The organism is Streptomyces sp. NPDC005281 (genome assembly GCF_040607495.1).
Taxonomy (GTDB): Bacteria; Actinomycetota; Actinomycetes; order Streptomycetales; family Streptomycetaceae; genus Streptomyces.
Genome location: NZ_JBEXGX010000006.1, coordinates 299,226 through 311,624, shown reverse-complemented (window position 1 = coordinate 311,624; position 12,399 = coordinate 299,226). Strand labels below are relative to the sequence as shown.

Sequence of the window (12,399 nt, the reverse complement as noted above, 5' to 3'; positions counted from 1 at the left end):
CCCGAATCATCCCTCTGGGGCGGTCAGTTCCGGGGAATCGAGCGGGTCGGCGAGTCCTGTCGCCTCCAGGAGTTCGGCGAGCCCGATGAGATCCGTGCCGGTCAGCCGGGGCAGCGCGCAGCCTGACAGGGTGCGGCAGGCGTCACGCCAGGACGCGGGGATCGCGGCGCCGCCGCCGAGTGCGCCGGTCAGCGCTCCGGTCAGGGCGGGGGCCGAGTCGGCGACCCGCGACAGACACGCGGCGGCCGGTACGGCCTCGGCGACCCGGCCGCGCGCGGCCAGCGCCAGGGCCAGGGCGACGGGGACGGTCTCGGCGGCCGCGATCCCGTAGCTGTAGACGTGGTCGACGATCTGGTGCTCCAGCAGCGGGACCAGGGCGAAGGTGCTCTCGCTGTCCCGGGCCAGCTCGAGGGCGTGCCGGGCGTTGCGGCCGATCTCCGTGGCGGCGGGCAGTTCGGTGAGGGCCGCCTCCACGCAGGTGCCGACGTCGTGCCCGGCGAGGGCGAGCGACACGGCGGCGGCCATGGCGCGGGCGCCGTGCACACCGTCGCCGTCCTGGGTGTACCGGGCGTCGAACTCGGCGAGTTCCGCGGCGAGTCGGGGGTCTCCCGGGTGTGCCACGGCGAGCACGCAGGCCCTTACGCAGGCCGCGTCGTCGAAGTAGTGGGGGTTGTCGTGGCCGGTGGCGGGCGGGCGCAGTCCGGTGGCGAGGTTGCCGAGTCCGGCCCGCACCGAGATCCGGGCGCGCAGCGGGAGCAGGGCCGACTCCACCTCGGGGGCGCGGTCCGCGGCGGCGGCGACCTCGCTGGCCACGGCGTTCCAGGACAGGTCGATGGACGCGCGCATCCTGCGGCCGAGGCTCAGGTCGCCGAGCGCCGTGGTCTCCCCGGCCCGCAGGACGGCCTCCGCCGCGAACGCCGCCCACTCCGCGTCGTCCGAGGGACCGAGCCGCAGCGGTTCCGGCGGCTGGTTCAGCGCGATCGGCACGGGCAGGGTGGTGGTCGCGTTCTGCTCCGCGAAGGTATCCAGCTCGCGGGTCAGCCGCCGGGTCCACTCGGGCATCCGGGCGGCCCGGTGGCGCGCGGCGGGCCAGCCGGCGGCGTCCCCGGCGGCCAGCCCGAGCAGCAGCCCCTCGATCCGCCGGACACCCGGCCCCCCGACCGTCTCCTCCGGAACCCCCCTCGGCTCCCGCCCCGCCCCACCACTGCCCCGGCCCCCCACCTCGAGCAGGACCACCCGGTACGACATCCCCGGTTCCGGGGCCGGTACGGGCGTCCCGGGCTCCGGGGCCGGTGGGGGCGATCCCGGCTTCGCCCCGGTGCCGGGCGGTCCCGGCTTCGCGGTCGGTGCGGGCGTCCTCGTGTGCGCGGTCGGTACAGGCGTCCCCGGTTCCGTTCCGGTTCCGGGCACCCTCGGCTCCGTTCCCGTGCCGGGTACCCCCCGCTCCGTCCCCCCGGCGGGCGGTCCCGGTTCGGTGGTCGTGCCGGGGTGAGGCGCGTCGGTCTTCGTTTCGAGGTGGGTCGGCGCGAGGGGTGTCGCGGAGGTGGCGCCCTCGCCCGTCCGTTCGCCGGGCTCGTCGCCGGCCAGGCCGGGGCTCACCGGTGGGCCCCGGCGTCACCGGCGGGCGTCCCGTACGGCTCGGGCGGAGGATCCGTCTTCCCGCCGGCGTCCGGGGGCGGCGGGGCGAGCGTCTCGGGGGCCGGCGGCACGTGCCCCCCGGCGCCCCACTTCTCCTCGTTCTCCGGGGCCAGGAGTTCCGCCACGTCCAGGATGTGGTGGCCCTCCATCGAGGGGAGGCAGCTGCCGCGGGCCGGTCCGATGGCCGCGGCCCACTCGGCCGGGATCGAGGACATGCCCCGGGTCGCCCCCGCCAGCGCTCCGGCCACCGCCGCCGTCGTGTCGGCGTCGCGGCCCATGTTCACCGCGGTGAGCACCGACTCGGTGAACTCCCCGTCCGCCGCCGCGTACGCGCCGAAGGCGAGGGCCACGGCCTCGGGCGCCAGGTCGGTCCACGGATAGCCGCCGATCACGACCGCGGAACGCACCGCGCGTTCGCCGCGGTGCGCCACCGCGACGGCGCGGCGCAGCGAGCGGGCCGTCCAGGAGTCGTCCGGGACGACGGCCAGGGCGGAGGCGACGACGGCGGCGGTGGAGGCGCCCGCCATCGCCGCCGCGATGGCGGCCGCGACCGCCTGGCCGCCGTAGATGCCCTCGCCCTCGTGGCTCACCGAGCCGTCGATCGCCACGAGCCGGGCCGCCTCGGCGGGCCGCCCGGCCGCGAAGACGCCGAAGGGCGCCGCGCGCATGGCCAGACCGTCGCTCCAGGCGTGCCGGTGCTGGGCCGAGATCGGCGCCGCGAGCCCCCGGCGGAGGTTCTCCAGCGTGCCGCGCTCGCTGAATCCGGCGCCGCGGAACGGCCCCTCGTCGCGGTCCGCGATCCACTGGTGCCAGGCCGATTCGACGTGCGCCACGGTCAGCGCCGAGCCGTGCCTGGCCAGCAGCAGCCCCGAGAAGATCGCGTACTCGGTGTCGTCCGTCCCGGCGGGATGCTCGGCGACGTACCCGGTGATCCGCCCCCACCGGGCGCGGATCTCCGACGGCTTCATGTTCTCGGCGGGCGCGCCCAGCGCGTCCCCGACGGCGAGTCCGAGCAGTGCGCCGCGTGCCCGGTCACGGAGATCCGCGGCGCCCCCGGATGCCGGGGTCGAGGGAATGCAGGCGATGGAAGCCATACGTGCCTCTCTCTCAGGGTCCCTGCCGGCGCGCGGAATGCGGCGGGCGGAGCCCCTTGCGGATCTGTGCCACGTTGGCGGTTGACAGGAGCCTCGGGGGCTCCGTTGTCACCCGGTCGACATATGTGCATGACATGCCACGGATGAGCGCTGAGAGGTAAAAGCGCAGGTTAGCCCAGCCTTTCCTTGCTGGCGGCAGGGAAATTCGCCGCGTACTTTTAGTGTTGTCGAAAAGTGGAAGCAGTCCAAAAAAGCACTCTGGGGGACCGGTATGGCGATCATCGAGACCGAGGCGGCGCTGCATGTGGCGCACCGGGACAACCACACCCACCGCGACGTCAACGGCGGATGGCTGCGCCCGGCCGTGTTCGGCGCCATGGACGGCCTGGTCTCCAACCTCGCCCTGATGACCGGCGTCGCGGGCGGCGCCGTCTCCCAGCAGACGATCGTCATCACCGGACTCGCGGGGCTCGCCGCCGGAGCCTTCTCCATGGCCGCCGGCGAGTACACCTCCGTCGCCTCCCAGCGTGAGCTCGTCGAGGCGGAACTCGCCGTCGAGCGGCGCGAACTGCGCAAGCACCCCAAGGACGAGGAGCGCGAGCTCGCCTCGCTGTACGAGGCCCGCGGCGTCGAGCCCGAGCTGGCCCGCGAGGTCGCCCGGCAGCTCTCCCAGGATCCCGAGCAGGCCCTGGAGATCCACGCGCGCGAGGAGCTCGGCATAGACCCCGGCGACCTGCCCTCCCCGGCCGTCGCCGCGGTGTCCAGCTTCGGCTCGTTCGCGCTCGGCGCCCTGCTGCCCGTACTGCCGTACCTGCTGGGCGCGACCGTGCTGTGGCCCGCGCTGGTGCTCGCCGTGATCGGGCTCTTCGCCTGCGGTGCCGTCGTGGCCAAGGTGACCGCGCGGTCCTGGTGGTTCAGCGGGCTGCGGCAGCTCGCCCTCGGTGGTGCCGCGGCCGGTGTGACGTACGCCCTGGGCAGTCTGTTCGGCGCGGCCGTAGGATGAGGCCTCGATCACCTATGCACGGGACTGCATAAGTAATTGTTACCCGGCGGTTTCGATTCCGTGGCCACTGGGAATGAGCCGTAAGCGCCGCGGGCAATGACGCCCGCGCCGCATCTCTCGCGGCGGATCACGACCTCCTCCGCGAACCGGACCGATGGTCATCGATCTGTCCGCTCAGGTCCCGTACCTTCCACCGCTGAAGCGCGTCACACCTGCCGCGGCTCCTGTGGTGTCCGCATGTTGGAACGAAGTATCCGGTTCACGAGAACCACTCCATCATGTAACCTGCACGAAATTTTGCACCCAGCAGAGGGCCAGAGTCGTCCCTCGGCAGATGTCTCCCCAGTGCCCGAGAGCCAGGGAGACCCCCCGCCCCGACGACGACGGGAGAGCCGATGCGTACTCCGCGCCAGCCGTCCCAGCACTCCACGAACGACCAGAAGTGGTCCTTCATGGATGCTCGCCCTGCTGCGCAGGGTATGTACGACCCCCGCAACGAGCACGACGCCTGCGGCGTCGGCTTCGTGGCCACCCTCACCGGCGAGGCGAGCCATGCGCTGGTCGAGCAGGCGCTCACTGTTCTGCGCAACCTGGAGCACCGCGGTGCCACCGGCTCCGAGCCCGACTCGGGTGACGGCGCCGGCATCCTCTCCCAGGTCCCGGACGCCTTCTTCCGCGAAGTGGCCGGATTCGAACTTCCCGCAGCCGGTGCGTACGCGGTAGGCATCGCCTTCCTCCCCGAGGACGGCACCGCCGACACCGTCTCACGCATCGAGACGATCGCCGCCGAAGAGGGCCTCACCGTCCTCGGCTGGCGCGAGGTCCCGGTCGCCCCCGAACTCCTCGGTGCCACCGCCCGCTCGACGATGCCGGCCTTCCGCCAGATCTTCGTCACGGACAACGCCAGTGAGGGCATCGCCCTCGACCGCACCGCGTTCGTGCTGCGCAAGCGCGCCGAGCGCGAGGCCGGGGTCTACTTCCCCTCGCTGTCCGCGCGGACCATCGTCTACAAGGGCATGCTGACCACCGGCCAGCTGGAGCCCTTCTTCCCGGACCTGTCCGACCGCCGCTTCGCCTCCGCGATCGCGCTCGTGCACTCCCGGTTCTCCACCAACACCTTCCCGAGCTGGCCGCTCGCCCACCCGTACCGCTTCGTCGCGCACAACGGCGAGATCAACACGGTCAAGGGCAACCGCAACTGGATGGTCGCCCGCGAATCCCAGCTCGCCTCCGACCTGTTCGGCTCCGCCGGCAACGGGAACGACAAGGGCCTGGAGCGGATCTTCCCCGTCTGCACCCCGGACGCCTCCGACTCGGCCTCCTTCGACGAGGTGCTCGAACTCCTGCACCTCGGCGGCCGTTCGCTCCCGCACTCCGTGCTCATGATGATCCCGGAGGCGTGGGAGAACCACGACTCCATGGACCCGGCCCGGCGCGCCTTCTACCAGTTCCACTCCACGATGATGGAGCCCTGGGACGGCCCGGCCTGTGTCACCTTCACCGACGGCACCCAGGTCGGCGCGGTCCTCGACCGCAACGGCCTGCGCCCCGGCCGCTACTGGGTCACCGACGAGGGCCTCGTCGTCCTCGGCTCCGAGGTCGGCGTCCTCGACATCGATCCCGCCAAGGTCGTCCGCAAGGGCCGCCTCCAGCCCGGCAGGATGTTCCTCGTCGACACCGCCGAGCACCGCATCATCGAGGACGACGAGATCAAGGCCGCCCTCGCCGCCGAGATGCCCTACGCGGAGTGGCTGGAAGCCGGCGAGATCGAGCTCTCCGACCTGCCCGAGCGTGAGCACATCGTGCACACCCACGCCTCGGTCACCCGCCGCCAGCAGACCTTCGGCTACACCGAGGAAGAGCTGCGGATCATCCTCGCGCCGATGGCCAAGGCCGCCGCCGAGCCGATCGGCTCGATGGGCACCGACTCGCCGATCGCCGCGCTCTCCCAGCGCCCGCGGCTGCTCTTCGACTACTTCACCCAGCTGTTCGCGCAGGTCACCAACCCGCCGCTGGACGCGATCCGCGAAGAGCTGGTCACCTCCCTGCGTTCCTCGCTCGGTCCCGCGAGCAACCTGCTGGAGCCCACGGCCGCCTCCTGCCGCTCGGTCACCCTGCCCTTCCCGGTGATCGACAACGACGAGCTGGCCAAGCTCATCCACATCAACGCCGACGGCGACATGCCCGGCATGAAGGCCGCGACCCTGTCCGGCCTGTACCGGGTCTCCGGCGGCGGCGACTCCCTCGCCGCCCGCATCGAGGAGATCTGCGCCGAGGCCGACGCCGCCATCGAGAACGGCGCCCGCCTCATCGTCCTGTCGGACCGCCACTCCGACGCCGAGCACGCGCCGATCCCCTCGCTGCTGCTCACCGCGGCCGTCCACCACCACCTCATCCGCACCAAGCAGCGCACCCAGGTGGGCCTGCTGGTCGAGGCCGGAGACGTCCGCGAGGTCCACCACGTCGCCCTGCTCATCGGCTTCGGCGCCGCGGCGGTCAACCCGTACCTCGCGATGGAGTCCGTCGAGGACCTCGTCCGCGCCGGCACCTTCCTCCAGGGCATCGAGCCCGAGCAGGCCATCCGCAACCTGATCTACGCGCTCGGCAAGGGCGTCCTGAAGGTCATGTCCAAGATGGGCATCTCGACCGTCGCCTCCTACCGCGGCGCCCAGGTCTTCGAGGCCGTCGGCCTGGAGAAGGCCTTCGTCGAGAAGTACTTCAACGGCACCGCCAGCAAGATCGGCGGCGCCGGCCTCGACGTCGTCGCCAAGGAGGTCGCCGCCCGGCACGCCAAGGCCTACCCGGCCTCCGGCATCGCCCCCGCGCACCGCGCCCTGGAGATCGGCGGCGAGTACCAGTGGCGCCGCGAGGGCGAGCCCCACCTGTTCGACCCGGAGACGGTCTTCCGCCTCCAGCACTCGACGCGCTCCGGCAGCTACGAGATCTTCAAGAAGTACACGGACCGGGTGAACGAGCAGTCCGAGCGTCTGATGACGCTGCGCGGCCTGTTCGGCTTCGCCTCGGACCGCCCCTCGATCTCCCTCGACGAGGTCGAGCCGATCTCCGAGATCGTCAAGCGCTTCTCCACCGGCGCCATGTCGTACGGCTCCATCTCCAAGGAGGCGCACGAGACCCTCGCCATCGCCATGAACCAGCTGGGCGGCAAGTCCAACACCGGTGAGGGCGGCGAGGACGCGGACCGGCTGTACGACCCGGCGCGCCGGTCCAGCATCAAGCAGGTCGCCTCCGGCCGCTTCGGTGTCACGTCCGAGTACCTGGTCAACGCCGACGACATCCAGATCAAGATGGCCCAGGGCGCCAAGCCCGGCGAGGGCGGCCAGCTGCCCGGCCACAAGGTCTACCCGTGGGTGGCCAAGACCCGTCACTCGACCCCGGGTGTCGGCCTGATCTCCCCGCCGCCGCACCACGACATCTACTCCATCGAGGACCTGGCTCAGCTGATCCACGACCTCAAGAACGCCAACCCGAAGGCCCGCATCCACGTGAAGCTGGTCTCCGAGGTCGGCGTCGGCACGGTCGCGGCCGGCGTGTCCAAGGCCCACGCGGACGTCGTCCTCATCTCCGGCCACGACGGCGGAACGGGCGCCTCCCCGCTGACCTCGCTCAAGCACGCGGGCGGCCCCTGGGAGCTCGGCCTCGCCGAGACCCAGCAGACCCTGCTGCTCAACGGCCTGCGCGACCGCATCGTCGTCCAGACCGACGGCCAGCTCAAGACCGGCCGCGACGTCGTCATCGCCGCACTGCTCGGCGCCGAGGAGTTCGGTTTCGCGACCGCGCCGCTCGTCGTCTCCGGCTGCGTCATGATGCGCGTCTGCCACCTGGACACCTGCCCGGTCGGCATCGCCACCCAGAACCCGGTGCTGCGCGAGCGGTTCGCCGGCAAGGCCGAGCACATCGTGAACTTCTTCAAGTTCATCGCCGAAGAAGTCCGCGAGATCCTCGCCGAGCTCGGCTTCCGCACCATCAAGGAGGCCGTCGGCCACGCCGAGAACCTCGACGTGGAGCGCGCCGTCACCCACTGGAAGGCGCAGGGCCTGGACCTGTCCCCGCTCTTCTACGTGCCCGAACTGCCCGAGGGCGCCGCCCTGCACCAGGTCATCGAGCAGGACCACGGCCTGGAGAAGGCGCTCGACAACGAGCTGATCAAGCTCGCCGCCGACGCCCTGGCCGCGGACACCGCGACCGACGCCCAGCCGGTCCGCGCCCAGGTCGCGATCCGCAACATCAACCGCACCGTCGGCACCATGCTCGGCCACGAGGTGACGAAGAAGTTCGGCGGCGCCGGCCTGCCCGACGACACCGTCGACATCACCTTCACCGGCTCCGCGGGCCAGTCCTTCGGCGCCTTCCTGCCGCGCGGTGTCACGCTGCGCCTGGAGGGCGACGCCAACGACTACGTCGGCAAGGGCCTCTCCGGCGGCCGGGTGATCGTCCGTCCCGACCGGGGCGCCGACCACCTCGCCGAGTACTCGACCATCGCGGGCAACACCATCGCCTACGGCGCGACCGGCGGCGAACTGTTCCTGCGCGGCCGCACCGGCGAGCGCTTCTGCGTCCGCAACTCCGGCGCGCTGGTGATCTCCGAGGGCGTGGGCGACCACGGCTGCGAGTACATGACCGGCGGTCACGCGGTCGTCCTCGGCGAGACGGGCCGCAACTTCGCGGCCGGCATGTCCGGCGGTGTCGCCTACGTGATCGACCTCGACCGCGACAACGTGAACGTCGCCAGCGTGGACGCCGTCGAAGAACTCGACGACGCCGACAGGCGGTGGCTGCACGACGTCGTGCGCCGGCACGCGGAGGAGACCGGTTCCACGGTCGCCGAGAAGCTGCTCGCCGAGTGGCCCGTCGCCGTCGAGCGCTTCAGCAAGATCATCCCCAGCACGTACAAGGCAGTGCTCGCCGCCAAGGACGCCGCCGAGCGAGCCGGACTCGACGAGTCCGAGATCACCGAGAAGATGATGGAGGCGGCGACCAATGGCTGATCCCAAGGGCTTTTTGAACCACGGCCGTGAAGTCGCCAGGTCCCGGCCGGTCCAGGACCGTCTCAAGGACTGGAACGAGGTCTACGTTCCGGGCTCGCTGCTCCCGATCATCTCCAAGCAGGCCTCGCGCTGCATGGACTGCGGCATCCCGTTCTGCCACAACGGCTGTCCGCTGGGCAACCTGATCCCCGAGTGGAACGACTACGCGTACCGCGAGGACTGGCAGGCCGCCTCCGAGCGCCTGCACGCCACGAACAACTTCCCGGAGTTCACGGGCCGCCTGTGCCCCGCTCCGTGCGAGTCCGCGTGTGTGCTGGGCATCAACCAGCCCGCCGTGACCATCAAGAACGTCGAGGTCTCGATCATCGACAAGGCGTGGGACAGCGGCTCCGTCGCGGCCCAGGCCCCCGAGCGCCTGTCCGGCAAGACGGTCGCGGTCATCGGTTCCGGTCCCGCCGGACTCGCCGCCGCCCAGCAGCTCACCCGGGCCGGTCACACGGTCGCGGTGTACGAGCGCGCCGACCGAGTCGGCGGCCTGCTGCGCTACGGCATCCCCGAGTTCAAGATGGAGAAGCGGCACATCAACCGCCGCATCGAGCAGATGCGCGCGGAGGGCACCCGCTTCCGCACCGGCATCGAGATCGGCCGCGACCTCAAGGCCACGGACCTGCGCAAGCGGTACGACGCCGTGGTCATCGCCGCCGGCGCGACGACCGCCCGCGACCTGCCCGTCCCCGGGCGGGAGCTGACCGGCATCCACCAGGCCATGGAGTACCTGCCGCTGTCCAACAAGGTGCAGGAAGGCGACTACGTGGCGCCCCCGATCACCGCCGAGGGCAAGCACGTCGTGGTCATCGGCGGCGGCGACACGGGCGCGGACTGCGTGGGCACCGCCCACCGTCAGGGCGCGGCCTCGGTCACCCAGCTGGAGATCATGCCGCGGCCGGGCGAGGAGCGGAACCCGGGCCAGCCCTGGCCCACGTTCCCGATGCTCTACAAGGTCACCTCCGCGCACGAGGAGGGCGGCGAGCGCGTCTACGCGGTCTCCACCACCCACTTCGAGGGCGACGAGGACGGCAACGTCCAGTGGCTGCACCTGGTGGAGGTAGAGTTCACCGCAGGCAAGCTGAACCAGAAGCCGGGCACGGAGCGCAAGATCCCCGCCCAGCTGGTGACGCTGGCGATGGGCTTCACCGGCACCGACGTCGAGAACGGCGTGGTCGCCCAGTTCGGCCTGGAGCTCGACGAGCGCGGCAACATCGCCCGCGACGCCGAGTTCGCGACCAACGTTCCGGGCGTGTACGTCGCCGGTGACGCGGGCCGCGGCCAGTCCCTCATCGTCTGGGCCATCGCGGAGGGCCGCTCGGCCGCCCGTGGTGTCGACCGCTTCCTCACCGGAGCGAGCGACCTGCCGGCCCCGATCCGCCCGACGGACCGTTCGCTGACGGTCTGACCCATGAACGCGTGACCTGACACGGTCACTCAAGAACGTCCCGCACAAAGGCGTGCGGAACACGAGACGGCGCCTGCCTCACTGTCCCCGACCGGACGACCTGGCAGGCGCCGCCGCATGCCCGCCGGTCTCTCCCGCTCACGGCACGTGGTACGTCTCGCCGTACACCTTCCACCGCAGCGGTGTGTGCAGATCCAGGTTCCCCTCGTCGAGGAACCAGCGCTGGGCCGTGTCGATGCGGGTGGTGTCGCGGGCGGGGTTCCTGGACTTCATGGCCTCGCGGCGGATGTCCAGGAAGATGTCGAGGTACGCCTTCTCGTCGCCGCCCTCGGACGGCGGTTTCGCCTCGCGCCCGGCGCGCTCGCGCAGCCCGTAGAAACCGTCGGGGCCGGTGCCGGGACCGTGCAGCACGATCGCGTCGTAGTAGATGAACTGGCCGAGGGTGCCAAGACCGTCGAGCTTGGCGAGCCGGACGGCGGGGTCGAAGTAGATCCGGTCGCGTTCGTCGTCCTGGGCCTTGCGGAACGCGGGGGCCGTGGCCTCGTGGCGCCAGGCCGCGACGAAGCCCGGGTCCAGGCCCTCGTGGGAGTCCGTGCCGTCGACCTTGCGCAGGGCCGGGAGATAGCGGGCGAGTCCGTTGGCCGGGTGCGCCCCGGTGTAGCGCTCGACGAGAGTGAGCAAGTCGTGGGTGCCGGTGCAGAAGCCGATGACGCCCGCCGTGTAGCCCTGGCCGTCGCCGATGTCCTCGATGTAGCCGTACGCCTCGTGCCAGTTCAGCGTGGAGTTCTCGGCACTCGCCACGATCTCCTGGGCGAGCTCCTTCTTGTCCGGAGCGGCGAGGCCCGCCGGCGGGCGGGCGGCGGCGTTGTCGTCCGTCGCCCGCCCCGACTCGGCCTTGTCCGCCGCCCGCCCCGCCTCGGCCCTGTCCGTCGCCCGGGACCGCGACACGGGCGCCGGGCCGCCCTTGGCGTCGGCCGTGGCGTGCTCGTGTCCGGGCGTGGCGAAATAGAGCGCCGCCGTGATCAGCACGGGGGCGAGGGCGCACAACAGACAACCCGTACGTTTCATGACGCACAGGGTACGCAGGACCGGCGTACGGGCGGGGAGGCCGGGCGGGCCATGTGCGCGCCCCCGGTGCTCTGTTGCACCGCGCCCGTCTCAGCTACACCGCGCCCGTTCTCAGCGCCGACACCTTCAGCACCGCGAGCACCAGCAGCACCGCGAGAAGTCCCACGCAGACGGCCGACTGGACCAATGCGCGACGGGGGCCGCGGGGAGCGTACGCGAAGGCCGCCGTCACCAGCCCGCCCGCCAGCAGTCCGCCCAGGTGACCCTGCCAGGACGTCAGCCCCGCCGAGATCACGAGCCAGATCAGCAGGCCCGCCATGAACCGGTTGACGCCGGCCATGTCCGCGCCGAGCCGGCGGGCCATGACGTAGTACGCGGCGCTGACGCCGAAGATCGCGCCCGACGCGCCGATCGTCTGCTGGTCCGGCGCGATCAGCAGCACGAGGACCGAGCCGCCGAGCGCCGACAGCAGATACAGCGCGAGATAGCGGACCCGGCCGAGCTGGGCCTCGACGGTCCGGCCGATGTTCCACAGCGCGAACATGTTCATCGCGATGTGGGCGATCCCGAACGTGCCCTGCGTGGGCGGCAGATGAAGGAAAGCGCCGGTCAGCAGCCGGTACCACTCCCCGGCGACCAGGCCCTCCGGGTGGTAGAACGAGGAGTGCGCGGCGTCCCAGAAGTAGTGGTTCCCGTCCGAGTCCCCGAGTCCCGCGCCGAGCATCGCGAACCGGTCCACGAACGAGGAGCGCAGCAGTTCGGCCAGATAGGCCAGCACGTTCAGACCGATGAGGACGTACGTGACCGCGGGCACCGTCGAGATCCGGCCGCCGAAGGCCGTGCGGGCCTGCCGGATCGACTTCGCGCCCTCCTTCACGCACTCCACGCACTGATGACCGACGGACGCCTCGCGCATGCAGCCCGGGCATATGTAACGGTCGCATCGGGTGCAGCGCACATGCGACTCCACCTTGGGGTGGCGGTAGCAGGTGGTGACTGCGGACTCGGACTCCACGGCCGGCTCCTCGGAACGCACGGGAAAAGGGGAAGGTGAGCCGGTGGGGGCGGCGGTGATCAAACTATCCAACACGCCGTCCCGCGCGGAACGGCAGGGCCACGATCCGTGGCCGCGGCAGG

Annotated in this window: 7 protein-coding genes; 3 read left to right on the top strand and 4 right to left on the bottom strand. The window is 71.6% G+C overall.

Annotated features, from left to right (window positions below; genetic code table 11):
- Positions 1–6 precede the first annotated feature (6 nt).
- Positions 7–1,248, bottom strand: coding sequence for an ADP-ribosylglycohydrolase family protein (locus ABZV42_RS11950; RefSeq protein ID WP_355983803.1), 1,242 nt, complete (start codon positions 1,246–1,248; stop codon positions 7–9).
- A 347-nt stretch (positions 1,249–1,595) separates the two neighbouring features.
- Positions 1,596–2,732, bottom strand: a complete 1,137-nt coding sequence (locus ABZV42_RS11945) for an ADP-ribosylglycohydrolase family protein (RefSeq protein ID WP_355983802.1) — start codon at positions 2,730–2,732, stop codon at positions 1,596–1,598.
- Between the two features lie 271 nt (positions 2,733–3,003).
- Between ABZV42_RS11945 and ABZV42_RS11940 the strand changes: the two genes are divergently transcribed.
- The 3 genes from ABZV42_RS11940 (at position 3,004) to ABZV42_RS11930 (ending at position 10,194) form a co-directional block, all read left to right on the top strand.
- Positions 3,004–3,735: a VIT1/CCC1 transporter family protein gene (locus ABZV42_RS11940; protein ID WP_355983801.1), complete on the top strand. Its 732-nt coding sequence runs from the start codon at positions 3,004–3,006 to the stop codon at positions 3,733–3,735.
- Between the two features lie 395 nt (positions 3,736–4,130).
- A complete protein-coding gene (gene gltB, locus ABZV42_RS11935) occupies positions 4,131–8,741 on the top strand; it encodes a glutamate synthase large subunit (protein ID WP_356051798.1) in 4,611 nt (1,536 codons plus the stop codon).
- A complete protein-coding gene (locus tag ABZV42_RS11930; RefSeq protein WP_355983799.1) occupies positions 8,734–10,194 on the top strand; it encodes a glutamate synthase subunit beta in 1,461 nt (486 codons plus the stop codon). Before gltB ends, ABZV42_RS11930 begins: the two co-directional genes overlap by 8 nt.
- A gap of 138 nt (positions 10,195–10,332) precedes the next feature.
- Here ABZV42_RS11930 and ABZV42_RS11925 read toward each other — a convergent pair whose 3' ends face one another.
- Together ABZV42_RS11925 and ABZV42_RS11920 are read right to left on the bottom strand one after the other, a co-directional pair.
- Positions 10,333–11,262 carry a chitosanase gene (locus ABZV42_RS11925; RefSeq protein ID WP_356051797.1) on the bottom strand — a complete coding sequence of 310 codons (930 nt, stop codon included), beginning with the start codon at positions 11,260–11,262 and terminating at the stop codon, positions 10,333–10,335.
- 94 nt (positions 11,263–11,356) lie between these two features.
- Positions 11,357–12,277: a rhomboid family intramembrane serine protease gene (locus tag ABZV42_RS11920; protein ID WP_355983797.1), complete on the bottom strand. Its 921-nt coding sequence runs from the start codon at positions 12,275–12,277 to the stop codon at positions 11,357–11,359.
- Positions 12,278–12,399: the final 122 nt, after the last annotated feature.

Excerpts from the sequence above, each read along its gene's own strand:
- ABZV42_RS11950 (WP_355983803.1), bottom strand. The coding sequence starts at position 1,248 with ATGTCGTACCGGGTGGTCCTGCTCGAGGTGGGGGGCCGGGGCAGTGGT.
- ABZV42_RS11945 (WP_355983802.1), bottom strand. The coding sequence starts at position 2,732 with ATGGCTTCCATCGCCTGCATTCCCTCGACCCCGGCATCCGGGGGCGCC.
- ABZV42_RS11940 (WP_355983801.1), top strand. The coding sequence starts at position 3,004 with ATGGCGATCATCGAGACCGAGGCGGCGCTGCATGTGGCGCACCGGGAC.
- gltB (WP_356051798.1), top strand. The coding sequence starts at position 4,131 with ATGCGTACTCCGCGCCAGCCGTCCCAGCACTCCACGAACGACCAGAAG.
- ABZV42_RS11930 (WP_355983799.1), top strand. The coding sequence starts at position 8,734 with ATGGCTGATCCCAAGGGCTTTTTGAACCACGGCCGTGAAGTCGCCAGG.
- ABZV42_RS11925 (WP_356051797.1), bottom strand. The coding sequence starts at position 11,262 with ATGAAACGTACGGGTTGTCTGTTGTGCGCCCTCGCCCCCGTGCTGATC.